General features: G+C 68.7%; 14 protein-coding genes and 1 pseudogene. 9 read left to right on the top strand and 6 right to left on the bottom strand.

What is annotated here, in order from left to right; all coding sequences use genetic code 11:
• The first annotated feature begins 8 nt into the window (after window positions 1-8).
• From KME78_RS22080 to KME78_RS22065, 4 genes are all read left to right on the top strand, one after another.
• Window positions 9-5,912, top strand: coding sequence for a type I polyketide synthase (locus KME78_RS22080; RefSeq protein WP_308127070.1), 5,904 nt, complete (start codon window positions 9-11; stop codon window positions 5,910-5,912).
• Window positions 5,909-6,352, top strand: a complete 444-nt coding sequence (locus tag KME78_RS22075; RefSeq protein ID WP_219531019.1) for an acyl-CoA thioesterase — start codon at window positions 5,909-5,911, stop codon at window positions 6,350-6,352. Before KME78_RS22080 ends, KME78_RS22075 begins: the two co-directional genes overlap by 4 nt.
• Before the next feature lie 23 nt (window positions 6,353-6,375).
• Complete coding sequence (locus KME78_RS22070) at window positions 6,376-7,188, top strand: class I SAM-dependent methyltransferase (RefSeq protein ID WP_219531018.1); 813 nt, start codon at window positions 6,376-6,378, stop codon at window positions 7,186-7,188.
• A 153-nt stretch (window positions 7,189-7,341) separates the two neighbouring features.
• Window positions 7,342-8,193, top strand: a complete 852-nt coding sequence (locus tag KME78_RS22065; RefSeq protein ID WP_219531017.1) for a S1 family peptidase — start codon at window positions 7,342-7,344, stop codon at window positions 8,191-8,193.
• Between the two features lie 308 nt (window positions 8,194-8,501).
• On the opposite strand, the gene KME78_RS22060 is transcribed toward KME78_RS22065, so the two are convergent.
• From KME78_RS22060 to KME78_RS22050, 3 genes are read right to left on the bottom strand one after another with little or no spacing between them, the layout of a single operon-like run.
• Window positions 8,502-9,812 (bottom strand): FAD-binding oxidoreductase, encoded by a 1,311-nt coding sequence (locus KME78_RS22060; protein ID WP_219531016.1) that lies wholly within the window; start codon window positions 9,810-9,812, stop codon window positions 8,502-8,504.
• Between the two features lie 58 nt (window positions 9,813-9,870).
• Window positions 9,871-10,290, bottom strand: a complete 420-nt coding sequence (locus tag KME78_RS22055) for a DUF4267 domain-containing protein (RefSeq protein ID WP_219531015.1) — start codon at window positions 10,288-10,290, stop codon at window positions 9,871-9,873.
• A 59-nt stretch (window positions 10,291-10,349) separates the two neighbouring features.
• Complete coding sequence (locus KME78_RS22050) at window positions 10,350-10,991, bottom strand: hemerythrin domain-containing protein (protein ID WP_219531014.1); 642 nt, start codon at window positions 10,989-10,991, stop codon at window positions 10,350-10,352.
• A 106-nt stretch (window positions 10,992-11,097) separates the two neighbouring features.
• Between KME78_RS22050 and KME78_RS22040 the strand changes: the two genes are divergently transcribed.
• Window positions 11,098-14,487: an ATP-binding protein gene (locus tag KME78_RS22040; RefSeq protein WP_246651569.1), complete on the top strand. Its 3,390-nt coding sequence runs from the start codon at window positions 11,098-11,100 to the stop codon at window positions 14,485-14,487.
• 132 nt (window positions 14,488-14,619) lie between these two features.
• On the top strand, window positions 14,620-15,117 hold the full coding sequence (locus KME78_RS22035) for a recombinase family protein (RefSeq protein WP_219531013.1): 498 nt from the start codon (window positions 14,620-14,622) through the stop codon (window positions 15,115-15,117).
• On the opposite strand, the gene KME78_RS22030 is transcribed toward KME78_RS22035, so the two are convergent.
• A complete protein-coding gene (locus KME78_RS22030) occupies window positions 15,086-15,562 on the bottom strand; it encodes an SRPBCC family protein (protein ID WP_219531012.1) in 477 nt (158 codons plus the stop codon). The two genes, KME78_RS22035 and KME78_RS22030, sit on opposite strands and share 32 nt — an antisense overlap.
• 490 nt (window positions 15,563-16,052) lie before the next feature.
• Here KME78_RS22030 and KME78_RS22025 point away from each other — a divergent pair, with 490 nt between their 5' ends.
• The 3 genes from KME78_RS22025 to ltrA all read left to right on the top strand — a co-directional run bounded on the left by KME78_RS22025 (window position 16,053) and on the right by ltrA (window position 24,438).
• Window positions 16,053-21,557: a LamG-like jellyroll fold domain-containing protein gene (locus KME78_RS22025; RefSeq protein ID WP_219531011.1), complete on the top strand. Its 5,505-nt coding sequence runs from the start codon at window positions 16,053-16,055 to the stop codon at window positions 21,555-21,557.
• A gap of 29 nt (window positions 21,558-21,586) precedes the next feature.
• Window positions 21,587-22,489 (top strand): hypothetical protein, encoded by a 903-nt coding sequence (locus KME78_RS22020; RefSeq protein WP_219531010.1) that lies wholly within the window; start codon window positions 21,587-21,589, stop codon window positions 22,487-22,489.
• A 644-nt stretch (window positions 22,490-23,133) separates the two neighbouring features.
• Entirely contained in the window at window positions 23,134-24,438 is a 1,305-nt protein-coding gene (gene ltrA / locus KME78_RS22015; RefSeq protein ID WP_219531009.1) for a group II intron reverse transcriptase/maturase, read from the top strand.
• A 431-nt stretch (window positions 24,439-24,869) separates the two neighbouring features.
• Here ltrA and KME78_RS68440 read toward each other — a convergent pair.
• Together KME78_RS68440 and KME78_RS22005 are read right to left on the bottom strand one after the other, a co-directional pair.
• A pseudogene (locus KME78_RS68440) lies at window positions 24,870-25,205 on the bottom strand (IS701 family transposase); the annotation flags it as partial.
• Between the two features lie 122 nt (window positions 25,206-25,327).
• On the bottom strand, window positions 25,328-26,671 hold the full coding sequence (locus tag KME78_RS22005; protein WP_219531007.1) for a helix-turn-helix domain-containing protein: 1,344 nt from the start codon (window positions 26,669-26,671) through the stop codon (window positions 25,328-25,330).
• Window positions 26,672-26,849 lie beyond the last annotated feature (178 nt).

The following is a 26,849-nucleotide window of genomic DNA, read 5'->3' as shown; positions in this document are numbered from 1 at the left end:
GGACACTCGTGACTTCTCGTATCGCCGTAGTCGGTATGGCATGCCGTTTTCCCGACGCCTCGACAGCCGGTGAGCTGTGGGACAACGCGCTGGCCGGCCGCAGGTCCTTCCGCCGGCTGCCGCCCGAGCGCATCCGGTTATCCGATTACTGGTCCGCGGACCGTTCGGCGCCCGACCATTTCTACACGACAGAGGCGGCGCTGTTACGCGACTGGGAGTTCGACCGGCTGCGCTTCAAGGTGGCGGGCACGACCTTCCGCAACACCGACATGGTGCACTGGCTCGCGCTGGAGGTGGCCGCCGAGGCGCTCGCCGACGCCGGCTTCCCCGATGGCAAGGGCGCGCCGCACGAGACCACCGGCGTGGTCATCGGCAACTCCCTCACCGGCGAGGGCCAGCGCGCGGCCGGGATCAGGCTGCGCTGGCCGTACGTACGCCGCATCGTCGCCAACGCCCTGGAGGGCACGCTGGACACCGAGCAGCTCACCGAGCTGCTCGGCCGGATGGAGCACGACTACAAGGCGCCGTTCCCGGTGCCGGACGGCGACTACCTGGCCGGCGGCCTGTCCAACACGATCGCCGGGCGCATCTGCAACCACTTCGACCTCAACGGCGGCGGCTACGCCGTCGACGGCGCCTGCGCCTCCTCGCTGCTGGCGCTCACCACCTCCTGCAACGCGCTGGTCTCCGGCGACCTCGACGTCGCCGTCGCCGGCGGGGTGGACATCAGCATCGACCCGAACGAGCTGATCGGCTTCTCCAGGGCCGGCGCCCTCGCCACCGACGAGATGCGCGTCTACGACCAGCGCTCCGCCGGGTTCTGGCCGGGTGAGGGCTCCGGGATGGTCGTCCTGATGCGTGAGGAGGACGCCGTCTCCCGCGGCCACCGCATCCACGCCCTCATCGCCGGCTGGGGCGTCTCCTCGGACGGCGCGGGCGGGATCACCCGGCCGGAGTCCGACGGCCAGCGGCTCTGCCTCGACCGCGCCTACGAGCGCGCCGGGTTCGGCATCGAGGAGGTGCCGTACTTCGAAGGCCACGGCACCGGCACCGCCGTGGGCGACGCCGCGGAGCTGGAGACGATCTCCGAGGCCCGCCGGGCGGCAGCGCCGGCCGCGCCGCCCGCGGTCATCGGCTCGATCAAGGCCAACATCGGCCACACCAAGGCGGCCGCCGGGATGGCCGGCCTGATCAAGGCGGTCATGGCGGTCAACAGCGGGGTACTGCCGCCGACCACCGGCTGCGAACGGCCACACAAGATCATTTCCGGCGACGCCCCCGCCCTGCGCACCCTCCGCAAGGCCGAACCCTGGCCCCAGGACGCACCGCTCCGCGCGGGCGTCAGCGCCATGGGCTTCGGCGGCATCAACACGCACGTGGTGATCGAATCGCCGCGCCGCAGGCGGCCCCGCCTGGACGGCCGGACCCGGACGCTCATGAACTCCCCGCAGGACGTGGAACTGTTCTGCCTGGACGCCGACTCCCTGGACGACCTCCGGCAGGAGGCCGAGCGCCTCGCCGGCGTCGCGGTGGGCATGTCCCGGTCCGAGCTGCCCGACCTCGCCGCGTACCTGGCCCGGAAGATCGGCCGCAGGCCGAGACGCGCCGCGGTGGTCGCCGGCACGCCCGCCGCGCTCGCCGAGCGGCTGCGGCAGGTCGCCGAACTGGCCGGACAGGGTACGGAACGCCACCTCGACAGCGCGGCCGGGATCTTCCTCGGCGCGCTCGGCGAGCTGCCGCGCATCGTGCTGATGTTCCCCGGGCAGGGCTCCGGCACCCGCTCCGACGGGGGCGCGCCGCGCCGCCGCTTCGACTCGGTCGACGAGCTGTACGAGCTGGCGGACCTGCCCACGGGCGGCGACCAGGTCGAGACCGCCGTCGCCCAGCCGCGCATCGTCACCGCCTCGGTGGCCGGGCTGCGGGTGCTCTCCGAACTGGGCGTCGAAGCCGGGACCGCGGTCGGGCACAGCCTCGGCGAACTCGTCGCGCTGCACTGGGCCGGATCGTTCGACGAGGCCGCGGCGCTGCGGATCGCCGCCGCCCGGGGACGGGCGATGAGCGAGCTGTCGGAGAGCGGCGGCGCGATGGCGAGCATCACCGCCGACCACGACACCGTGGCCGCGCTGCTGGACGACGACGATCCGGTGGTCGTCGCCGGCCTGAACTCGCCGCGCCAGACCGTGGTGTCAGGACCCGCCGAAGCGGTGACCCGGGTCGTCGAACGGGCGACCCGCCAGGGCCTGTCGGCGGTCAGGCTCCCCGTCTCGCACGCCTTCCACTCCCGGCTGGTCGCCCCGGCCGCCGACGTCTTCGCGAGCAGGCTGGCCGAAGAGCGGCCGGAGCCCGTCCGCCGGCACGTCATCTCGACCGTGACCGGCGCACCGGTCGTCGGCGAGCCCCTCGACCTGCTGCGCGAGCAGATCACCGCGCCGGTCCGCTTCATCGAGGCGCTCACGGCGGCGGCGAAGGACGCCGACCTGCTCATCGAGGTGGGGCCGGGCCAGGTGCTGACCCAGCTGGCGGGCGACATCGTCGGGGTCCCCGCCGTCGCCATGCGTACGGACGACGACTCGCTGGCGGGCATTCTGCAGACGCTGGGCGCCGCGTTCGCCGTCGGCGCCGGGGTCACGGTCGGCGAGCTGTTCGAGGATCGCTTCACCCGCCTCTTCGACCCGGCCGTCACCCCGACCTTCATCACCAACCTGTGCGAGGTCGCGCCGGAGATCGACTCCGCCCTGCTGGTCAGCGCCGCCGCGACCGTTTCGGCGGGGTCCCCGTCCTCGGACGAGCCCGCCGGCGACCCGCTGCTCCTGTTGCGCCGGCTGGTCGCCGAGCACGCCGAGTTCCCGCTGGACACGGTGCAGGCGGACAGCAAGTTCCTGGACGACCTGCACCTCAGCTCGATCGTGGTGGGTGAGATCGTCGGCGAGTCCATGCGCCGGCTCGGGCTGTCCGAGCCCGCCGCGCCCACCGGGTACGCCACCGCGACCCTGGGCCAGGTCGCCGAGACGCTGGAGCAGCTCGTCGCGACGGGCGAGGCACCGGCCGAGGACGCCGAGACGGCGGCGGCCCGCATCGTGCCGCCCGGCATCGCGCCCTGGGTGCACGGCTTCGCCGTCGAGCAGCGGGCGGGCACCTCGCCGGGCCGTACGGGGCCGCGCAGCCCGGGCACCTGGCAGATCGTCGGCGACCATCCCGCCGCTGAAGCTGTGCGAACAGCGCTCACCGAAGCGGAAACCGGCACCGGCGTCCTGGTCGTCCTCCCGTCGCCGTCGCCGTCGGAGCTACAGCCGCCCTCGCCCTCGCCCTCGCCCTCGCCCTCGGCGTCGAGGGCCGAGCGGCTGGCGGTGCTGCGCGCCGCCGCCGACGCGGTGCTCGCGGGCAAGGAGGTGACCCGGTGCGTGATCGTCCAGGAGGAGCCCGGCGGGGCCGGCTTCGCCAAGAGCCTGCATCTGGAGGCGCCCTGGGTCGCCACCACCGTGGTGACCCTCCCGCTCGCCGCGGCCGAGGCGCCCGCGCGGATCACCGCGGAGGTCACCGCGACCGACCGCTTCAAAGAGGTCCGATACGACGCCGACGGCAGCCGCACAGAGCCCGTGCTGGTGCCGGTCGAGCTCAACGGCACCGCACTCCCGCTCGGCCCGGACGATGTGCTGCTCGTCACCGGCGGCGGCAAGGGCATCACGGCCGAGTGCGCGCTGAGCCTGGCCAAGGAGACGGGCACCCGGCTGGCCCTGCTGGGCCGGTCCGATCCGGCGGCGGACGCCGAACTGGCCGCCAACCTGAAGCGGATGGCGAACGCCGGAGTGACCGCCCGCTACCTGCGCGCCGACGTCACCGACCGGGCGAAGATGGCCGAAGCGGTCGCCACGCTCGAAGGGGACCTCGGCAAGGTCACCGGCGTCCTGTACGGAGCCGGTGGCAACGTGCCCAAGCTGCTCGGCGAGCTCACCGACGACGACTACGCCGCCACGATCGACCCCAAGGTCGCGGGCCTGGAAGCGGTGCTGGCCGCCGTCGACACCGCCGCCCTGCGGCTGCTCGTCACGTTCGGCAGCATCACCGGACGGGCCGGCCTGCGGGGCGAGGCCCACTACGCCATCGCCAACGAGTGGCAGAGCGACCTCGTCGAACGGCTCGCGCACGAGCTGCCGCACTGCCGGTGCAGGGCCGTGGAATGGTCGCTGTGGTCGGGCGTCGGCATGGGGGAGCGGCTCGGCTCGGTGGAGAACCTCGCCCGCGTGGGCGTCACCACCATCACCCCCGACCAGGGCGTGGCCATGCTCCGCGAGTTGATCGCCGACCCCGGCGCGCCTGTCGTCACCGTGGTCACCGGGCGGTTCGGCGAGATGCCGACAGTGACCTTCCGCGCCGGCCGCGAGGGGAGCGACGATCTGCCGCTGCTCCGCTTCCTGGAGCAGCCGCGCGTCTCCTACCCCGGTATCGAGCTCGTCGCCGACTCCGAGGTCAGCTGGGCCAGCGACCCCTACCTCGCCGAGCACGTCTTCGGCGGCGGGGGAGGGGCCGTAGTCCCCGGTACGGTGGGCATGGAGATCATGGCGCAGGCCGCGGCCGGGCTGCTCGGCACCGAGATCGTGCCGGTCCTGGAGGACGTGGAGTTCCTCCGGGCGATCGTCGTTCCCGAGGACGCCCCGGTGACGGTACGGGTGGCGGCGCTGCGTACCGGGCCGGGCCGGGTCGTCACCGCGGTCCGTACGAGTGCGACCAAATTCCAGATCGACCACTTCCGGGCGGTCTGCGACTACTCGGGCGCCAAGCCGGAACCGCTTGGCCACACCGGCGCCAAGCCGGAACCGCTTGGCCACACCGGCGCCAAGCCGGAAACACTGGGGCTCACCCGGCCCGGCGACGTGGCGCTGCCGCCGCTGGCGTTCGACCCCGCGACGGACCTCTACGGGCCGATGCTCTTCCACGGCCCGAGGTTCAAGCTCGTCGAGAGCATCCACCGCACCGGTGCCCAGCACGTCACGGGCCGGCTCCTGGCCGGCACGGGCTCCTCGTGGTTCGGGCGGTATCTCCCTTCCCGGCTGCTGCTCGGCGACCCGGCCGCCCGGGACGCGTACATGCAGCCGATGCAGACCTGCGGGCCGACCGTGCTGGCCATCCCCTCGGGGGTGGAACGCATCGTGCCGGGCCCGTCGACCGGCGAGCAGGCGACCGACGTCTACATCCGGCACCGCTTCGACGACAAGTGCTGGGACATCGAGGTCACCGACCGCGACGGCGGCGTCATCGAGACCTGGCAGGGCTTCCGTACGCAGCTGGTCAGCAAGTACGAGGTGCCCCGCGAATGGGTTCCCATGCTGCTGGGCTCGTACCTGGAGCATGTTCTCATCGAGCAGAACCTGGCGGGCCGCGTCCTGTTCGACGCCGACGGCGACGGGCTGGAGCGGCGGCAGGCCACCCGGCTGGCGGTCCGGCGGCTGCTCGGCGCCGACGCGGAGGTCGTCTGGCGCCCGGACGGCAAGCCGGAGGTGGTGAGCGGCGACACCGTGTCGATCGCGCACGCGGCCGGCGTCACCATGGCGACGACCACCGCGGGGTGCGACCTGGAGACGGTCACGCCCCGGAGCAGGCAGACCTGGTCGACGCTGCTCGGCCCCGACCGGCTCGCGCTGGCCGAGGCCGTCGCGGACGAGGCGGGGGAGGACTTCGACACCGCGGCCACGCGGGTATGGACGGCCGCCGAGTGCCTGGTGAAGGCGGGCCGGCCCGTCGACGCCGCCGTCACGTTCGACTCGGCACGGGAAGGCGGCTGGGTGGGGCTCGTCGCCGGTGATCATCGAATCCTGACGATGTCCACCCGGCTGCGTGGCGTGGCCGCCCCCGTCGTCCTCGCGATCCTGGCCGCGACCGACCCGAACGCCGGCAAGGCCGGTGAGCTCCGGTGACCGGCGACGCGTACGAATACCGGCACGTCGTGGGCATCGAGGACACCGACCTGCTCGGCAACGTCAACTACGTCAACTACATCCGCTGGCAGGGCCGCGCCCGGGAGATGTTCCTGCGCGACTTCGTCCCCGACGTGGTGGCCGGTTTCGCCGACGGGGTGCGCCTGCTGACCGTGAGCTGCCACTGCGACTACCTGCGGGAACTGGCGGTCTTCGACGAGGTGATCATCAGGATGCGGCAGGGAGAGCTGGGCCAGTCCCAGTCGGTGATGACGTACGAGTACTGGCGTCAGCTCCCGGGCGGCGGCGAGGAACTGGTCGCCACCGGAGAGCAGCGGATCGCCTGCGTACGTCCCGACGAGAAGGGCCACCTGGTCCCGGCGCGGATCCCGGAACAGATGCGGCGCCTGCTCGAACAGGTGCGCGGCCCGCGCCGTTGATCCCTATGCGAAAAGGAATGTCGATGCACGCTGTATCCGCCACCGCCCGCTGGACCGCGGCCGCCAGGGCGAAGGAGTCGCGGCGCGATGACGCGATCTTCACCGACGACCTGGCCGAGGAGCTGGCCGGAGAGGAGGGCGCGATCCTGTTCGCCCGCTACGACAACCCGGGCGTGGGCGAGTTCATCGCCATCCGGACCCGCTACCTGGACGACCTGATCTCCGTACGCTCCGACCTCACGCAGGTCGTCCTGCTGGCCGCCGGCCTGGACACGCGCTCCGTGCGGCTGCCATGGCCTCCGGAGACCGTGCTGTACGAGATCGACCAGGCCGACCTGCTGGACGACAAGGACAAGAGGCTCGCCGAGCTCGGCGCCCGGCACGGCTGCGTCCGGCGGCCCGTCGGCGCCGACCTCACCGGCGCCTGGTCGGAGGCGCTGCGGGAGGCCGGCTGGGATCCGTCGGCGCCGACCCTGTGGGTGGTCGAGGGGCTGCTGTTCTATATCCCGGAGCCCGACGCCCGGGTGCTGCTGCGGCGGGTCGCGGAGGTCTCCGCCCCGGGAAGCGTGCTCGCCGGCGATCTGCTCAGCCACCAGTCGATGATCAGCGAGTTCTCACGGGAGGGACTGCGCAGGCTGATCGAGGACGGCTGCCCGTGGCTGTTCGGTACCGACGAGCCCGAGGAGTTCCTGTCCGGATGCGGCTGGCGGGTCACCGAGCTGAAGACCCCCGGCGAGGACGGCGCCTCCTACGACCGGTGGCCGTGGAACCCCCCGTTGCCCCGGGACGTCATGGGCTTCCCCCGGAACTTCCTGTTCGTCGCCGAAAAGGCGTGACGTCGACTTCATCGGCGCACGCGGGTACCTTGGAAGTGCGGCTGGTGCCTCTGACCAGCCGTTTTCCACCCTCAGATCGTCGTGGGTGCGGTTGCTATCGCGTTGAGTTCGCAGCGTTCAAGGTGTCTCCTCAGCCGCTCCCTTAGGAGACATGTGTTCCAGGCAACAGGCAGGCGATCAGTGGTGCTGGCCACCCTCATGGCCTTCGCGCTCGCACTGATCACCACCACCACGGCCGCTGCGAGCGTGAACCGTACCGCCATCATCGGCGGCAGGGACGCGACGGCTCCCTACTCGTTCATGGTGTCCTTCCGGCTGGGGGAAGAGCCCAGCCACCACTGCGGCGGCGCCCTCATCGCCGCGGACTGGGTCGTCACCGCCGCCCACTGCAAGGGACTGATGAAACCCGGCGAGACCCGGGTACGAATCGGCTCTCTCAACCGCGACAAGGGCGGAGTCCTCACCAGCGTCAAGCGCGTCATCACCCATCCCGACTGGGCCGGACTCCACACGCGCGGGCAGCGCGAGGGCGACCTCCTGCTGGTCCAGTTGGACCAGCGCGTAGACCTCCAGCCCATCCGCATCGCCGACGCCCCCGGCCGGGTCGGCGACCCGACCCGCGTCATCGGCTGGGGCATGACCTGCGAGGACGAGACCGAATGCGGGAACGGTCCCCGGCAGTTGCAGGAGCTCGACACCGTCCGCGTACCCGACGCCCGTTGCGAGGGTCTCAACCATGGCACCGAGCTGTGCACCGGTGACCGCGCCGGGCGCGCGGCCAGCGCCTGCCACGGCGACTCGGGAGGCCCGCAGATCCGCAGCATCGCCGGCCGATGGGAACTGATCGGAGCCACCTCACGCGACGGCGACGACGTGGACAGCCGCATGGGTGGTGGGGGAGCAGGCTGCTCCACCAACCCGAACGGCGGCCCGGGGGTCGGCATCTGGACCGACGTGACCCACTATCGCTCCTGGATCACCCGCACCATCGGGGAGCAGGTCTGACCCCAGCCCGGTCAGTGTCGCGGGATCACCACCGCCAGCCAGATCGGCTCGCGGCGGTCCTGGATCGCCGCGATGGCCTGATCGACCTCGGTGAGCGGAAACCGGTGCGTGATCAGCTTCTCGGCGTTCAGCGCGATCTGTCGTGGAACCCCGGGGCGTTCACGTTCACGCCCGATCGGCGCGCTCGTGAAGCAGGCGGTGAGCTGAGGCGCGCGATGTGCGGATGTCGTGCTCTGATGACATCTGTCACGCGGGTTCGGCCCCGCCGCCCCGGTGGGCGGAGGGGCCGTGACCTGCTCGGAACCGATCTATCCGAGCACCGGGTAGTTCGCGCGGAACACGTTGTGCGGGTCACGGGCCCGCTTGATCTCCCGCAGCCGCGCGAGCGCGCTGCCGGAGAAGGACTGCGCCGCCGTGTCACCGGGGGACAGCACGGTGTACGGCTTGCGTCCGCTGATGTAGGCCTCCAGATCGGCCACGACCTCGGCCTGCTTGGCGCGCGTCGCATCGGCCGCGTGCGGCAGGCCGAGCCCCACCAGGCCGAGCAGGTACGGCTCAGCCACCGCGCCGCTCGCACCGGCCCCGCCGCCCGGCTCGGCGAGCGCCCCGCCCAGGTGCCTGATCTGCAGGTTGATGAGCGGTTCGACCGGCTTGGCCAGCAGGAGCTCCACCGCGTCCGCGTCCAGGCCGGTGAGCAGTTCCGCACGAGCGATGGACGGGACCGGATCGGTGGGCTCGGCGGCGATGCCACCCAGGTCGGCAACCGGGACGACACCGCGGCTGTCGAAGATCGCGCCCTCGATCTTGTCGAGGCGCACCAGCAGGTCCTCCCCCTGAGCCGCCTCACCCAGGTAGGCCAGATCCAGCGTCACCATCGGCGGCGCGCCGGGTGGCTGGAGCCGGTTGATCCAGACACTGAGTTCACGCGGCGCCTCGGCGGTGATCTCCAGGAACGCGTCGTACACCTCCCTGGTCCGGTGCTCCGGCCAGATCACGCGCCCGCCGTACAGGACCGGCGCGGGATACAGCTCGAGTTCGAGGGCGGTCACCACCGCGAAGTCCCCGCCACCGCCGCGCAGCGCCCAGAACAGCTCGGGATCGGACTCGGCGGTCACCCGGCCCGGCTCGCCGTCGGCGTCCACGATCTCGACAGCCCGCACGCTGTCGGAGGCGAAGCCGTACTTGCGGCTGAACCAGCCGACCCCACCGCCCAGGGTGTAGCCGGTCACGCTGACCCCCGGCGCGCTGCCGGCCAGGCCGGTCAGACCCAGCGGCCCGGCCGCCGCCAGCACCTGACCCCACTTCACGCCCGCGCCCACCCGGACCACGCGCTCCTCCGCGCGTACCTCCACCTCGTTCAGCAGGCCGGTACGCAACAGGATCAGGCCTTCCACATCACCCGAGGCGCCATGCCCGCTCGGCTGCGCGGTCACCGTCATACCCGTGCGCCGCGCGTAACGCACGAGCGCCGCCACGTCATCGGCATCCGCTGCCTCCGCCACGGCCGCCACCGGCTGCCTGACGGTCAGATTCCACGCGGTGGCCGCCTGTTCGAAGCCGTCGTCATCGGGCAGGAGCACGCGCCCTTTGAGGACACCGCGCAAATCGTTGATCGTCATCGTCGTCTCCTTTTTCGAGTTCTCAGAGAATGCGAAGGAATACCGGGGCGTGCAGACGTCAGGCGGGCTGCGCGGTGGGTGCTGGGGCAGTGGCCTTGCGGGCCTTGCTGGTCTCGCGGAGGATCAGCAACCCCGTGACCGCGATCAGCGCCGAGGTCAGGCCGTGGATGCCGAACGCGGCGGCAGTGGAGCCGTGGTGGGCCAGGACGTTGACCATGTCGCCGAACGGGGCGACGGCCACCATCAGCAGGACCCAGCCCAATGGGCGGCGGTGGCCCGTCACCAGCAGGGCGCCCATGGCCAGGCCCATCGCGATCTCGCGGCTGCCCTTCACGACAGAGAAGCCGCTGTCGTCAGAGGGCCAGTTCGGCAGGCCCGGGAAGGTCGTCTCGAGGGGCAGGACGAAGGACAACCCGAGGTAGAGGGTGAACAGGACGACGGCGGCGGCCAGGACGGTGTTGATCTTCTTCAGCGACATGGTTCTTCTCCTTGCGAGTCTTGGTGAGCTTGGTGGGCTTGGGAGTCGTGTGGGGCTGGTCAGGCGGCGCGGACGCGGCTGATGTGGCGGGCGTAGCTGGGGCGGCCGATGATGTGCCAGATGCCGCGTACCGGGGCGGGAAGGGCGGACAGGAGCGTGGCGCGCTCGGCCGGGTTCGCATCCTCCAGGACGAGGCCGAAGAGGGTGAGCAGGGTGAACTTGGGCGTGTTGGCCACCAGGTGGTCGCCCAGGGAGGCCCATTCCTTTTCGGTGATGTGCTCGGCCGCGAGCGGAAGGAGAGTGGCCTCCTCGTCGTCGAGGTGCTCGAGAAGCACGGCCCGGTGGTCGGCCAGGGCGGCCACGAGCGTGTCGCGCTCGTCCGCCCCGGCGGCGGCCTCCCACGCGGGGACCGCCGCGTCCAGCCTGGTCAGCGTGGCCGCGACGCGCTCGTGCTGGGCCTCCATGCGCAGCACGATGTCGGCCTCCAGATCGACCCGGGACAGCAGCGGCGGCCACAGCAGCTCGTCCTCGCCCTCGTGGTGGTTCTTCAGTCCCAGCCGGTAGTCGCGGAAGTGGTCGGCGATCACCTTGGCGCGAGCGGTGTCACCCGGGGCGACCGCCGCGACGAGCTCTATCAGCAGCCGCGACTCGCGACGGAAGGCGCGGTGGACGATCTCCATGTCCTGGGTGTTGACGCTCATTTCGTTCCTGCCCTTCATCGGTTCGACGTGTTTAGGCTGCTCCCGGGCGTTTGGAAGGCACTTGGAACCGATTTGGAACACCCGCGCCCGTAGGATGTTCCGCGTCATGGTCTTGATCCGGGTTTTGGGCTCTTTCGGCGCCGAGGTCAACGGTGAGTCCGTCCCCCTGGGCGGGCCGCGGCAGCGCGGCGTCCTGGCCCTCCTGGTCGCGGCGCGCGGACAGGTCGTGTCGGTCGACCGGATGATTGAGGACCTCTGGCGCGGCGAGCCGCCATCCCGTGCGCTGGCCTCCCTGCAGGCGTACGTCTCCAACCTGCGCCGGCTGCTGGAGCCCGGCCGCCCGCCCCGAACCCCGGCCCGCCTCCTGATGAGCGCCTCCCCCGGCTACGCGCTGCGGCTGCCACCTGAGTCGGTGGACGCGTGGCGTTTCGAGGACCTGCTCGACGAGGCCCGCACGTTCACCGAGCCTCAGGCCGCCCGCGCCCGGCTGGGCGAGGCACTGGGCCTATGGCAGGGACCCGCGTTCGCCGAGGTCGCCGACGAGCCGTGGGCCGCCGCCGAGACCGCCCGCCTGAGCGAGCTGCGCCTGGTCGCCCGCGAGCTCCATGTCGCGGCGGCCCTGCGGACGGGCGACCCCGCCTCGGTGGTCCCCGAGGCCGAGCGCCTCACCCGCGACGAACCCCTGCGCGAAGAGGGCTGGCGCCTTCACGCCCTGGCGCTGTGGAGCAGCGCCCGCCAGGCCGAGGCCCTGGCGACGCTCCGCCGCGCCCGCGCCATCTTCGCCGACGAACTCGGTCTCGACCCCGGCCCCGACCTGGTCGCCCTGGAAGAGGCGATCCTCGCCCAGCGCATCGACATCCTCCGCACGGCCATCCCCCCACCCCCGGCCACCAAACCCTCACACGCCACGCCCTCGCACGATGCGCGCCCGCACGACGCGTCCCCGCACCGCGTGGCCTCGCACGACGCGTCTCCGTACCGCGCGGCCTCGCGCGACGCGTCTCCGTACCGCGTGGCCTCGCGCGACGCGTCTCCGTACCGCGTGGCCTCGCGCGACGCGACCCTGCATCGCGCGGCCTCGCGCGACGCGACCCTGCATCGCGCTGCCTCTTTCGTGGGGCGGGAGGGCGAGCTTGCCGCGCTGGTCTCGGCCGCCGGCGAGGCTGCCGCCGATGGGGCGCGCGTCGCTCTTGTCACTGGGGAAGCGGGGCTGGGCAAGTCGACGCTCTTGGAGCACCTCGGCGCGCAGTTGGAGCGCGACGGCTGGCTCATCGCCGCCGGCCGTTGTCCGGAGATCGACGGCGCGCCGCCCGCGTGGGCGTGGGTCGAGGCGCTGCGGGCCGTCGCCGCGACCGTTCCTCCGGGGGAGTTCGCGGAAGACCTGGCGCCGCTGCTCTCCGACTCCACGCCGGTGGACAGCGACGCCGCCGCCGGGCGGTTCCGGCTGCGCCGGGCCGTGTGGGGCTGGCTCGCGGCGGCCGCCACGGAACGGCCGGTCGCCGTCGTGCTGGACGACCTGCACTGGGCGGACACGACCACGCTGGGGCTGCTCGGCGGCGGCGTCGGCGTGCGGGCCCCGATCCTGGTCGTCGCGGCGTACCGCCCGGACGAGAGCGAGCACCTCACCGAGACGCTGGGTGCGCTCGCCCGCACCGCGCCGCTCCGGATCGCGCTGCCCGGGCTCGACGGCGCGGCGGTGGCCGAGCTCGTACGGTCCGAAAGCGAGGCCGACGACGCGACGGTGGCGGGGATCGCCGAGCGCACCGGCGGCAACCCGTTCTACGTGCGGGAGAGCGCGCGGCTGCTGAACGGCGAGGGTGCGCTGGTCGCGCTGTCCGAGGTCCCCGAGGGCGTACGGGACGTGCTGCGGCGCCGGCTGGCAAGGCTCCCCGAGAGCGGCGTGTCCGTCCTGCGGCTGGCGGCGGTAGCCGGCCGGGAAAGTTCGGTGGACGTGCTCGTGCGGGCCGCCGACTCCGACGGGGACGGCGTGCTGGACGCGCTGGACGCGGGCGTCATCGCCGGGTTGCTCGACGAGCCGGGGCCGGGGCGCGTCCGGTTCGTTCACGCGCTGGTCAGGGACACGCTGGTCGCCGACGTCAGCCGGTTGCGGGCCGCGAGGATGCACGCCCGGATCGCCGCCGCCCTGGAGGGCACGGGCGACGTCGCGGCGCTCGCCCATCACTATGCGCGAGCGGGATCGCCGAAGGCCGTCGGCTATTGCGTGCGTGCCGCCGAGCTGGCCGAGGCGCGCTACGCCCACGACGTGGCGGCTGCCCTCCTCACCGACGCGGTCGCCAACTCCAGCGAACCGGACGAGCGCGTCGGCCTGCTCGGCAGGCTGCTCCGGGCGCAGATCAGGGCCGGGGCCGTCGCCGCGGCCAGGGACACGCGCGAGCGGGCCGTGGAGTACGCCGAGTCGATCGGCCGCGACGACCTGATGATCGCCGCGTTCACCGCCTGGACCGAGCCCACCCCCTGGCAGACCCGTACGTACGGCACGGTCGACCGCCCCATCGTCGGCCGCCTCAGCCGCCTGCTCAAGCGGACCGATCTCGCCCCCGACGTGCGCTCCCGCCTCCTCATCACGTACGCCAACGAGCTGGTGGGCGAGGACGATCCGACGGTCATGACAGCGGCGCGGGAAGCCCTCGACCTCGCCACCGATCCCCGCCTCCGGGCCGCGGCGCTCCTGGTCCTCGCCAACGACCCCGAGCGGGAGGATTACTCCCGCGAGCTGGTGGAGATCGGCGTCGAGCACGACCTGCCCGTCTACCGCGTGACCGGGCTGATCAGCCAGGCCGCGAACGCCGCTGCGGCCAACGACCCGGAGACGATGCGCCGCGTGACTGGGGAGGCGCTCGACCTCGCCCGCGCCTACCGGATGCCGGAGGCGATCGGCACCGTCGAGATCACGCTGGCGACCCTGGTGCTCATCGAGGGCCGGTTCGCCGACGCCGAGCGCCTCTACGTCGAGGCCACCGAACGCATGGAGCGCGCCGGAACGGTGCACGCCGGCTTCGTCGGCCTCGCGCTGGCGACGATCTGGCTGAACGACGGCACGCTCGGCGACCACCTGGACGACGTGCGCGCTCTCCACGAGGCGCTCGGCCCGATGGTCGCCGACCTGCTCGCGCTCGCCCTCCACGCCGCCGGCCGCAGCGACGAGGCACGCCGGGCCCGCACGTCACCGAGCCCGATCCGGCCCGACTTCTTCTTCACCTTCCTGACCACCCTGCGCGCCATGGCCGTCATCGCACTGAACGACACCGGCGCCGCTGAGGAGTGCTACGCGGCCCTGCTCCCTCATCGCGACGGCCCTCCGGCCGGCGCCACCAGCCTGTCGCTGGCCGTGCGCCCGGCCGCCCACACGCTCGGCGAGCTGGCGCTGCTGCTCGGCCGCGACGACGAGGCCGCCGCCCACTTCGCCCGGGCCGCCGCCATCGCCGACCGCTGGAACGCCCCCCACTGGTCCGCCCCAGCCCGCGCACACCTCTGACCAGCCCAGCCCGGACGGAGGATTCGCAAACCTTTGCGCTGTCCTTGGGGATGGGGCCCGTTCCGTAAGGGGATCCCCCACCGGAACACCCGCCAGCCGAGACAAGGCGTTTGTTCCGGTGAGGGGGACGGGGTGCTCTACGGAACACTTGGGCACGTCAACAGAACCCGCGTCGGCTACGCCCGCTGCCCCACCGACGAACAAGACGTCATCATCCAGACCGAGCGGCTCCTGGCCCTCGGCGTCCCCGAGGATCGCATCCACATCGACCGCGGCTTCTCCGGCACCACCCGCCGCAACCGCGCCGGCCTCGCCGCCATCTACGACTGGAACGACCCGTTCGGCCGGCTGTTCCTGCAGACCCTCGCCATGGTCGCCGAGTTCGAGGCCAACCTCCGGCACATGCGTACCCGCGAGGGCATGGCCCTGGCGAAGAAGAACGGCAAGCTCAAGGACAAGCAACCCCAACTGCCCGAACCCGCCCGGCTCCATCCGTCGGCGGAGCTGGACGTCGCACTTCACCCAAGATCATTCTCGGCGCCAACGGCTGTCCCTGGGTTCCCCGACCCCGGATCCGGCGCTGACAACAATGGGGTTGTCACTGCCTGGCGGTTTCGGTCACCTCCCTGATGTGCGCGTTGCGCAGCAGGATCAGCTTGGTCATGTAACGGCGCAGGACAAGTGCGTCCGTGATGGTGCCCAATGGGCCGGCGGGCGCGGCAAAGTCGACGATGTCCTTCATCAGAGTCGCCTCGATGCCGCTGTCGCCGTCGTGTGTCGATTCGAAGGTGTGCGCGTGGCGCCAATACCGGAATGGGCCGTTCACTTGTTCGTCGACGAAGTACGAGGGGCTGTTATATGCGCTGATCGTCGAGGTCAGGTGCCAGGTGAAGCCGAAGTGCCGTGCTCGCCAGGTGACTTGATCGCCCAGGGAGAGCTGCCCGGAAGTGACCCCCGCGACTGCTTGCTCGCGTGAGTCGCGCATGGAGGAGGCGTGCAACTCGACCGACAAGGAAGCATCAAAGACGACCGCGGGTGGCGCGAGGACCAAGGTGGCCACCTCGAAACGGGACATGCGCGGATCTTAGCTGTCGCGTAAAAAGGCGTAGGCAGGTGGGTGCAGCACTCTGTTGATCGGTTCGGGCCAGGTATCTCGTGCTGTAAGTCTGAGGTGTCGTCAGCTGGCGGCGGCGGCGACGGCGGTTGGGCGATGATGCTGTAAGGCGAATATAAAGATCAGGCCCTGCGGGAGACGCTCTATGTGCGAGGCCGAAACCATCCTGTTGGCGTGCCAGAGGCGTCGGGGCCGATGGCGTTGTCGCTCGTCAGGGCTGGATCTTGCTCTTATCGGACGCCCCAATCGTTCGTGGGCTCCAGATGTTACAGATAGTGTGTTCGAATTTTGAGTGATCTATCTCACTCTTGTCCGCTTGATCAGGTGAGGATATTGATCTTGTGTCATGTCAACTCACGCCTGATTGAGGGTGTTAGTGAACGAATTACGACGTACAACGAGGTTGGGCGGGAAACCGTCCCGGCAAATCGCTCTGGCGACGGTGCTCACGGTGGCAGCATCGCTGCTGGTAGCGGGAACAGTGACCTCGGCCATGGCCGACCCGGGCCCGAACGGAACATCTGGGAGCGCTCCCGCCTCGACGAAGACCGTGTTCCCCCGCCCTGAGGACCCGGACGCGGCCCTACGCGCGGCCGTGGAGGAGGCCGTAAGGCGCAACGAGGCGGTGCCTGTGGAGGCGGCGTTCACGGAGACGTCGCGTACGTGGGCCTACCCGGACCGCCATCTGGCGACGGAGTCGTACTCCGGCCCGGCCCAGCTCAAGCAGGGTGACGGCTCGTGGCAGTGGATCGACACATCTCTGGTCGAGCAGAACGGGGTGCTGCGTCCCAAGCGCGCGAAGGGCGGCGTGCGCCTGTCGACCGGCGGCACGCAACCTTTCGCGACCATGAAGCTGGGCAGGGACCGTTCGTTCGGGCTGTCCTGGCCGACGGCGTTGCCACACCCTCAGATCAAGGGCAACGTGGCCACGTACGTAGGAGCGGCCGGACCGTCGGCGGACCTGGTGGTGACCGCCCTGCCGACCGGATTCCGGCACGACATCGTGTTACGCGAACGGCCGGCCGGAGCGGTGGAGTTCCGCATTCCGGTGCAGGCCCGGGGACTCGACCTCAAGACGACCAAGTCGGGTGGCCTCTCGCTGACTGCCGCCAAGGGCAAGCAGGTGGCGTCCGCGCCGACGCCGCTCATGTGGGACGCGGCGACCGACAAGCCGAGCGCTGAGCACCCCGGTCGCCAGACCAAGATCGACACGACGGTTGAGGGTAAGGACGAATCGACCGTACTGGTGCTCAAGCCGGACACCGCGTGGCTGGCCGACCCGGACACTCAGTATCCCGTCACCGTGGACCCCACGACCACGCTCGGGGTGAGCCAGGAGGTCGGGATCAGTTCCCCCAGCCTCCAGTCGGGACCGGGGTTCGTCCGCCGAATGCAAGTGGACGGAAGCGATCGGATCACCCGCGCACTGATGGCCTTCGACACCGCCTCGATCACCGGGCGCCAGGTGGTCAAATCCACCATGCAGCTGATGCTGCGCTCGGACGCCACCACCTGCAGCGCCTTTCAAGGGATCGTCGCACAACGCATCACCACGCCGTGGGTGGCGGACAAAACCTTCTGGGGTAACCAGCCCACCACCACGCCGGAAGGCCGGTCCACCATCGACCCCTGTGCTCTGCCGCGCACGACCGGCTCGGTGTGGAGCTGGGACCTGACCAGCATGACCCAGCAGTGGGCCTCGGGCGCCGCCAACAACGGCCTGATGCTGAGCCTGACCTCGGAAAGTCCTGTCCCCAAGAACTTCATCGAGGACTTCCTGTTCTGGCCGTTGATGTTCAACCAGAACGTGCCCAAGCTAAGCGTGGACTGGGTGCTCCCGCCGGAGATCCCCACCGTCGCCGCCGAATCAATCGACTCCATGAGCGGCAACGACGCCATCGCACGCAGCACCAACGTCAAGGTGTCCTACAGCTCCAAGGTCCCCGAAGCCACCAACCTGAACTACACCGTCACGGTCAACGACTCCACCATGACGCCTCCGGCCGCTCAACTGCCGGGCCAGGAGGCGGCCTACTGGAAGTTCGATGAGGCCTCCGGCGCCTCCGCCACCGACTCCTCCGGCAACGGCCGGAACGCAACTCTGAGCGGTAGCTACAGCCGCGTCACTGGGCAGCTCGGCCAGGCCGTGAAGCTCATCAACGGCGGAAAGGCCGCCACCAGCCAGCCGGTCCTCAACACCGACCAAAGCTTCACCGTGGCAGCCTGGGTGCGGCTCAACAGCAGCGCGACCGACCAGACCGTGTTTTCGCAGATGGGAGTCAACCAAGCCGCTTTCGCATTGAACTATGTGACTTCGGGGCTATCAGATGTCGACCAGCACTGGTGGTTCACGACCACCGCAAAGGATGACCCGACCACGATCAATGAGCGAGGAGTCCCCTCCAGCGGGCTGGCGAAAATCGGCGAGTGGACACATGTCGCGGCGCAGTACGACCAGGCCGCGCACAAGATCCGGCTGTACGTGGACGGGGTACTGTCCGGCGAACGGCCCTATTCCCTGGACTGGAACGCACGCGGCCCGTTCGAGATCGGCCGTGGCCGGATCCTCGCCGAGAATCTCGACGGATCGGTGGACGACGTCCACGTCTATCAGCGGGTGCTGACGGCGGATGAAGTCCGGACGCTGGTAGGTGTGCCCGGTACCACCACGCACAACGACATCCCTTCGGGCCAGGTGCTGGACAAGGTCTTCACCTTGGACAACCCGGCCAGCTTCAAGTTCGTGGTCAAGGCGTGCCGCAGCGGCGTCGTCCCGCCCTCGTGTAACGAGAGCCCGGCCTACCGGATCACCTCGGACGCGCCGATGCTGCCGAGCGACACCGAGACCGGCATGGCCGACCCGACCCAGCCGATCCTTTCCGGGATGGTCAACCGGCCGTCCGGTGGCGCGGTGTTGGCCAAGTACTACCTGTATGACAACACGGGGGCACCGGTCGGTTCGGCACCGCTCGGCACTCGCACGGTCAACGGCGGAGAACGCGCCTCGTTCCAGGTGCCCGCGAACACCGTGCAGCCGGGGCGTACGTACAAGTGGCAGATGGTCGCCTGCGCAACGGGGCCTGGCTCGTCCAACCCCGGCCCTGGCCCAACACCCAACCCAACGCCGACACCGACCCCAACACCCACGCCGACTCCGAATCCGAATCCGAGCGGCCTGGTTGCGGCCTACGGCATGGACGCAGGCACCGGAACCGCCGTCGCTGACAAGACCGGCACCAACAACGGCACCTCCACCAGCACTTCGTGGGTGGCCGGCAAGTATGGCCAGGCCTTGTCCTTCAACGGCACCTCCAGCTGGGTCACCATCAATCACTCACCCTCGCTGAAGATGACCAATGCCCTGACCCTGTCGGCCTGGGTCAAGCCCAGCGCCGTCGATGGCTATCGCACCATCATGGGCAAGGACAACGCGACGATCGGCGATCTCGGCTACGGCCTGTACGGCTCCAACGGCTCCACGCCCATGGGTCTGCTGGCCACAGACGACGATTTCGAATCGGTCCCAGGAAGTGGGTCGCTGCCGGTCAACACCTGGAGCCACCTCGCCGTCACCTACGACGGCAGCATGGCCCGGCTGTACCTCAACGGTAGCCAGGTAGGCCAAAGCCCCGCCACAGGCTCTCTGCTCGACGACGGCGGCGCCTTCCACATCGGCGGCAACACCGAGTTCGGCGAGTACTTCAAGGGCGTGATCGACGAAGTACGCGTCTACAACCGCGCACAAACCGTCGCGGAACTCCAGGCCGACATGAATACCCCGATCGTCGGAGCTACTCCCTCGGCAGCCTCCCGATCCGCTGCGTCTGCCGTAGCGGACAGCCCGGCCCTCGAGGTCTGCACTTCCAAGACCGCTCCGGTCAGCTTCACCACCCCGGGCACACCTGCTCCCGATCCGGTCGAGGACGTCCGGCACCTCACTGTGGGTAAAGACAGCTTTGTCATCAAGACGGCCAAGACTGACCCGACCGCTTGCAATGGAGCGCCCTGCAAGGTGACCGACGACATCGCCATGCGGATCGGTGGCACAGGCGTCGACAAAACAGCGGCAGTCCTCGGGTTCAAGCTCGACGAGCTGCCCGATGGGGCGGCCATCTCCGAAGGTATCCTCAAGCTCGGCACAGCCACCTGCACGGGAGGCGCCTGCCCGACGGATACCGTCATTACAGCGACGCCATTGAAGAGCCCAGTCACTGGCGACAGCAAGGGCTCGGATCTGCCGGGCGACGCTGACACCAGCGGCAACTTCTCGCTGCCGATCGGCGATCCGAAAGCAAACATCGCTGACGACGCATTCCGGTGGCTGCTACTTACCACCAACAAGAATGAGATCATCACTCTCGGCGAGGCGGCAGCGGCTGAACAGCCGTCGCTGGCGCTCACCTATCTACCGGCGAGACCACCCAGCAAGGTGCTCAACCTCCGCACGCAGGCTGGGGACTCCAGCGCTGTCGCCAGCTGGGGACTGCCGGAATCCAATGGCAGTGTCGCGATGCTGGATGGCTACGACGTCGAAGTCACCAACAGCGCTGGCACTGTCGTCAAGACACTCGACGTCAAAGACCCATACGCGACGATCGCCGGGCTGACGAACGGCGGAGCTTACACAGTGAAGGTGCGTGCAAAGACCGCGTTCGGGAAGAGCGATTGGGAGGCGGCGACGGTCACGCCGAAGGCTGTGCCGCCCCCACCGGTCAAGGACGCGACCAACCCGTGCATCCCATTCCTCGATGGTGAGCAGCCGAAGCCGAAGGCCGCCGTCGAAGAGTCAGGGGCGCAGGCGTATATTGACCGGGTAAAAGCCTACTACCAGACGCAGGATGCCGTGCTGGAGGGGCGGGTCGCCACGATTTGGGACGCGCCGGGGGGTGCGCCTCAAGATCCGAATACGGCGAAGTTGTCGCTGCTGAATGCGGCCCTGGTGCAGTACGCCGCCAGCATGGAGCGAGCCGGAGAGACGCGCAGCGAATCCAGCGTCACGCTCAACGACGTCGTCGTCCGGCCCGGTGCGGGGGGATCCGTTCACGTTGTCGCCACCGTCAGGCGAACTTGGAAGCACACCTCGCCAGAGGGGGGTTCACGACAGTCGGGGGCCAGTACGCGGGGTGTTGTCGAGCCGATCGAGTCGACCATCTCGATTCACGTGTTCGACCGGTGCGGCAACATGACCGAAATTCAGGCTCCGATGCCGAAGTATCAGGATTCCACGGACGGCTATGACCGCTGTGCTGGGTTCGTTGACCCGGACGGCAGCGAACATGAGGTGTGTGAAGGCTCGGGAGGTGCAAACGCCGGAGGTGCCGGACCGACCGGACCGGAGGGATGGAGTGCCCTCAGGGTCTGCGTCGCTACGACCTGCAGGTCCGATATTTTCGGCTGGAACTACCTCACGAAGGGACTCTCGTTTGAGGCCGGCGGAGTCCTCAGATGGCAATACGAAGATATGAACCCCGGGGTTCCTCTTGTCGTCAAGGAATGGAGCGTATACACAGAGGTCAAACCATCAGGATCGTTCGGCAAGAGCAAGGTCGACAAGCTGATCCTCGACAATCTTCAGCTCAAGGTCGAGACGAGCTTGACATTCAGGTCACCTCTCTACCCTCCTTCGATCTCGTGGCCTCCGGGGTTGGGCATCGCCCAAAGCGACACAACCGGCACCCTCTCATACGACGCACCAACCAGCGTCAGGCGGATCCTCCCAGAGCCTGTTAAGCCGTTCTCCCTCACCTGCGGAAATTTGTTCTGCGGCGGGTTTACCGGTGTCAAGCACACAGTGAAAGGAACGCTCAATGTTCTCGCCCTGTGCAAGACTGGCGCCACCAAACCGTCAGACTGCACCAGTCGACCCAAGGTGATTTCGATCAACGAGCTCAGCGGGAAATTCTGGTGGGCTCGTACCGGGTGGCCCTATAACTACGACGACGGAGCTAGGGGATAAGTTCGGGACGGTGTATCGCGCTTGACCAGATGATGCGGGATGGCTGGGGAATGTGGGCTGACCATACTCCCCAGCCATCCCTGTTGCAAATTTCCAACCTTACGGAAAGGCTGGCCATGACATCGCGGCGGATGGTGCGCCTCATAGCCCTGATGGCGGCGAGTGTCATCTCCCTAGTCGAGATCATTCATTTTCTCGCCGATGATCCCGAGCGTTTTCGCGAGGTGTATGGCGGCGCTGTTCAAGTGGCACATCCAGAGCAATGGCTACTCGCCTCAGACGCGTCAATCGATCCAATCTCAACGCGCCTTGAATTTTGGGGTGACGAATATGGCGGATCGAAGACTGAATTCCTTCATGGCTCGGTAAGCATGAACGCTCTTAGATTCCTTGGCAAGTCACTGCCTCCGAACACGAAAATGACGGGTATGCTCCAGTCGTTTAGAGGTGGGCGAGGTGCGGATGAGAGCGTGAAGATGCAAGCGCGCCGCGAGCTCACAAATCTGCCGGACAATAGTTTCTCGACCGCGATAATCGAGTTAGCCAATCCTTTGGATGAGTGGAAACTGAGCACGACGTTCGCAGGCTCCATAGACACAAAGACCGATACTTCATTTCTGTTCCTGTCTGGCCTGCAAGAGGGAATGAGGAAGCCCATCTTCTGGCGACCTTGCGCGATTTATCGTAGCGCCGAATGTGAGCAGAAATCCAGTCTCGAGCTGTATCGCCGATGGGTGTCCCGACTCTCTTGGCTGGATGGGATCGGCCTGGCGCAATTGGATCTAGATATCAACCGATTGCGCGATGCTGCACGGGAAGGGCGCGCCTATGGCTTACTCACGAACGGCTATCCCAAACCCCGGCTGTTGGAGATGCTGGACATTCCCGCAGTTCGCACGATACGCATTGTTGAAACACGGGCCATCGGCTAATCAGAAGATTGCTAACTAGTACGGCAGTCGGTGCGCCCAGAGATCAAGGAGGTGGTCGTCCAGCGGCCATGACCTGATCACAAGCTCGTCGTCGCCTGCCGGTGTGAGTCCGGTCCGGGTAATCGCCAGGGAGCCCGGTAGCAGGCTGGCGGCTTGGTCTGGAAACGGGCCCGGTCGAAGCCCAGCGTCGAAAGCCCATCAGGGGAAGCAACTGAGCGGTCCGTAGCGGAAGCGAAGCCTGCCGCGTCGTTAGACACCAAGAGAGAGCCGAGCCGGGCGGTTCACGGCGAAGGCCATGGAAGCGGTCAAGATCCTGGAAGCAGCCGCGAGGAACTCTCCGGCGTAAGAGGGCGCGGAACGTTCAGAAGGTGGCGGCGGGAACTGGGGAGGCCCTCCCCGGCCGAAGCGTGCTGCGGATAGGCGTGGACAGCGTCGTTCTATAACCGGTGAGGAGCCGGGAAGTGGACGGCGGCCGGGAGGGAGTCGGAGGCGGTCGTAGTACTGATCGAGTCGCAGGACAACACAACCTGCGGTGAGGGAAGGGCCGCTGCTTCGTTCACGCGCGAGATTGCGAGATGCGACTGGTGAGTGCCGTATCGGCTAGGTCCACCCTGGCGGCTGTCTGTGGGGACAGAGTCCGTGCCTTGCAGCACGCGCTTTACCGGGCGGCCAAGGCTGACCCGAATCGACGGTTCCATGCGTTGTTCGACAAGGTCTGCCGCAGGGACGTGTTGGAACAGGCGTGGCAGGAGGTGCGCCGCAACCGCGGCGCAGCCGGCATCGACCGCGTCACTTTGGTGGATGTCGAGGAGTACGGCGTGGCTCGGCTTCTCGATGAGCTGGCCAGGGAGTTGGAGGAGGGGCGGTATCGGCCACTGGCGACTCGCAGGGTGTTCATTCCCAAACCGGGTTCCGGTGAGCTGAGGCCGTTATCGATTCCTTCGGTCCGTGACCGGATCGTGCAGGCGGCGGTGAAGATCGTGCTCGAGCCGATCTTTGAGGCCGGCATGCTGGACTGCTCGTTTGGGTTCCGGCCCAAACGGTCCGCGCACGATGCCTTGCAGGTACTCATCGACGAGTCCTGGCGGGGACACCGCTGGGTGGTGGAAACCGATATCGCCAGCTGTTTCGAGGCGATTCCACACGCCGGATTGATGCAAGCGATCGAGGAACGCGTCTGCGACCGGGCCATTCTCAGCCTCCTGCGCGCGATGCTGCGCGCCGGGGTGATGGAAGGCGGGTCGCTGCGACCCAGCACACGTGGCGCGCCACAGGGCGGGGTGATCTCCCCGCTGCTTTGCAATGTCTACCTGCGCCGGCTGGACCGGGCATGGTCGGCAGCAGAGCACGGCACGCTGGTGCGCTACGCAGACGACGCGTTGGTGATGTGCACGACGAGGGAACAGGCGCAGGCCGCGCTCGCGCGGCTGACTGCCCTGCTGGCTGGTCTCGGGCTGGAGCCCAAAGCGGCCAAGACCCGTATCGTCCATCTGGCCGAAGGCGGCGAGGGATTCGACTTCCTCGGCTTCCACCATCGGCTGGTGCGCGGGCGGACCCCGAAGTCGAAGCACCTGACCTTTCTCGCTCGCTGGCCCTCACGCAAGGCCACCCAACGAGCCCGCGACCGGATCCGGGAGATCACCGGCCGGAAATGGCTCTGGGCGCCGGTCGAGGACATCGTTAGGGACATCAACCTGTTCCTGCGAGGATGGGCCGGATATTTCCGTTACGGAAACTCCGCCCGGGTCCTCGGCCAGATCAGGAATTATGCCTTCATGCGGCTCGCGCTCTGGTTGTCGAAGAAAGGCAACCGGCGCCGAGCCTGGCGATGGGGCATTAATCAGGTGCTGCTCTCATCGAGTCACCTGGGCTTGATCGGCCTCGACGGAACCGTCATCCCGCCCAGACCCTTCCGGGACTGGCGCGGCAAAGCCGAACGCCGACGGTGAAGAACGTCGGTAAGCCGTGTGCGGGAGAACCGCATGCACGGTTTGACGGGCGGGGATTGGAAACGGACCGCATCTGCGGAACCGCGCCAGTCCCCGACCCTCCCCATTCATTAGCTGAGCTGGGTTTATGTGGTCGCCAGGCGGGCGCGTTTGTGGAACCAGCGGGCTCGGGCTTGGTGGCGGCGTCGCCAGGCTGACCAGTGGGCGGTGTGTGGCAGTGAGGGTGTCGTCGGTGTCGCGGCGTTGAACAGGTGCTTGATCTCGGGGATGGTGAGAGGGATCATGCCCGGGTCGGCGGGTGGCGGCTGATCGGGTCGGCGGGCTGGTGGCGCCTGGGTGTCGGTGCGGCGCCGGGCGTGCGCCGCAGCCGATGCGCAGATCGCCAGGGTGGCCATGACCAGCACGAGGTGACGCAGCAGAGCCTCGTGCAGGTGGGCGAAGAAGAACTCGATGTCGGTGGGGTTGGTCACGCTGCGGCGGATCAGTACGGTGTGGGCGAAGCCGGGCGCGGGGGCTTGGTCGGCTAGGTGTGCGGTGACGGCGGCCCAGTCATACAGGCGAATGCCCTTCGTGCCCGAGCCGCAGGAGCGGCGTTCCCACATGGCCGGGTTGCCGTGGGCCAGGAGCCGGTCCAGCAGGTGGCCGACCGGTTCGCTGCCGCCCTGTACGGTGAGCAGGGGCAGGTCGACCGGGACGGCCAGCATGTAGCCGATCTCGTGGTCGTGACAGAAGGCGTGTAGGTCCGGGTCGCGGCCGTAGCCGCAGTCGCGTGGGGCCAGGTAGGCAATATTAATCACCGTGCTCCCCTGAGCGCGCATCTCTCCTACGGGTCCGGCTGCGCAGTCGGACAGTTTCTTGCCTTTAGTAACTGTTCAATCGCAGGGGGCGGTCAAACGCTGAGCAAGGTGTGGGCGCGGTCCAAGAAGTTGCGAGCTGCCGCCTCAGTCCTGTAAGGGGCCAGCAATTCAACGAAGTCGCGGATGTGGTCGGTGCTGCGCGTGGAGCTGATGTGCTCCGTCAAGCTCAGGGCCTGTCCGGCGGAGTCGCAGGCCCGGTCGAGGTCTTTCTGCTGCAGTTGGGCCGTGGCCATTCGGGTGAGGTAGAGAGAGTGGTCGCGTACGTAGCCTGGGCCGTATCCGGCGGCGGCTTCGGCGAATTTCTGCTGTGCTCTGGCAGGGTCGCCCAGGTCGAGCATGCAGGACCCCGTCAGCATGTCCACTTCAGCCCGATTGACCCAGTATGCCCAGGGTGGGTCGTCGTCGCTGGTGCCTTCGTTCAGGCAGTCAACGGCCTGGTTCAGAGCGTGGTGACAGCGGCGGGCATCGCCCGTCTTGGCCAGCGCTCTGGCTTGGCGGGCGTGCAGCATCGCGTCGACGGTTGGGGTGCTGCGTCCACGTACCGCGGCTTGAGCTGTGCGGACCATGCTGTCGGCCTCGTGGGGGTTGCCCACGGAGTACTGCTGGATGGCGGCGAAGGCGAGGATGTTCGCGCCCAGCAGACGGTCACCGCTGGTGTGTGCCGAGCGCAGGGCGGCGTGGAAGTAGCGTTGCGCGGCGGCGTGCTGGCCGGCGTCGAAGCGCATCCAGCCGGCCATGCGTGCCAAGTCGGCTGCTTGGGCGTAGAGGCGGATGCCTTGGGCCTGGGTGTAGGAGCTCTCGCTCAGCAAACGGGTGACCAGCGACAGGTGGGCCTCAGCTTCACCGATCAGGTCGCCGCCGCCCAGAGTGTCATCGGCGCGTTGCAGGTCGGCGATGCGTTCATCAATGCGGCTGATCATCGCGGTGCCGACGCGGCGGCCGGACCCGGTGGCGGCGTGGACGATCTCGGGTTCGGTGATCAGCCAGTCGTGGAGAAGCGTGGTCAAGGTGACGCCGGACAAGATGACGAAGCCGCGACGGTCCATACGTCCGCTCCTCAGCGAATCAGCTAGAACTTCCACCGTACCCCTGGGAGTCCAGGGATAGTACAGCTCGGGAATGTCGGGAGCAGGTAGCCACAGCGGCCACGGAGCCAGCAGGTGTTCGCCTTCGGGGAGATTGAACACCTTGACGAGGAGCTCCTGTGTGACGACGTCGGGGACTTGGCCGTGCTCCCAGCGCGAGACCGTCTTCTTGCTGGTCGCCACATTCACGTGCTCGCGACCGCCTGCGACGAGCACCTGCTCGGCGAGGTCCCTTTGTGACCAGCCGCGCAGCTGCCGAGCCTGCGTCAGGCGGTGATGTGCGACGTCCACAGCGCCTCCTGGAAGACCTGGCCGGGCCCTGGCGCCATGATAACGCTCGGTTGTGCAGCGGTCAGCAGATAGTCACCGTGGCGGCGACCTGCGGGGAGTAGCAGGGGACCGGAGGGGGCTTGACACGGCCGGGTGCACACGCTGAGCGGTCTTCCGCAGCAGGTTGGTCGGGAGTTTC

The organism is Nonomuraea guangzhouensis (assembly GCF_019396345.1).
In the GTDB taxonomy this organism is placed as follows: domain Bacteria; phylum Actinomycetota; class Actinomycetes; order Streptosporangiales; family Streptosporangiaceae; genus Nonomuraea; species Nonomuraea guangzhouensis.
The sequence above is the reverse complement of the archived record's forward strand: the minus strand, read 5'-3'. Positions and strand labels throughout refer to the sequence as shown.

What these genes read in the sequence shown, in the direction of transcription:
- KME78_RS22020 (WP_219531010.1), top strand. Translation starts at nt 21,587, where the DNA reads ATGATGCGGGATGGCTGGGGAATGTGGGCTGACCATACTCCCCAGCCA.
- KME78_RS22055 (WP_219531015.1), bottom strand. Translation starts at nt 10,290, where the DNA reads ATGTCGCTGAAGAAGATCAACACCGTCCTGGCCGCCGCCGTCGTCCTG.
- KME78_RS22030 (WP_219531012.1), bottom strand. Translation starts at nt 15,562, where the DNA reads ATGTCCCGTTTCGAGGTGGCCACCTTGGTCCTCGCGCCACCCGCGGTC.
- KME78_RS22060 (WP_219531016.1), bottom strand. Translation starts at nt 9,812, where the DNA reads ATGACGATCAACGATTTGCGCGGTGTCCTCAAAGGGCGCGTGCTCCTG.
- KME78_RS22040 (WP_246651569.1), top strand. Translation starts at nt 11,098, where the DNA reads ATGGTCTTGATCCGGGTTTTGGGCTCTTTCGGCGCCGAGGTCAACGGT.
- KME78_RS22070 (WP_219531018.1), top strand. Translation starts at nt 6,376, where the DNA reads ATGCACGCTGTATCCGCCACCGCCCGCTGGACCGCGGCCGCCAGGGCG.
- KME78_RS22050 (WP_219531014.1), bottom strand. Translation starts at nt 10,991, where the DNA reads ATGAGCGTCAACACCCAGGACATGGAGATCGTCCACCGCGCCTTCCGT.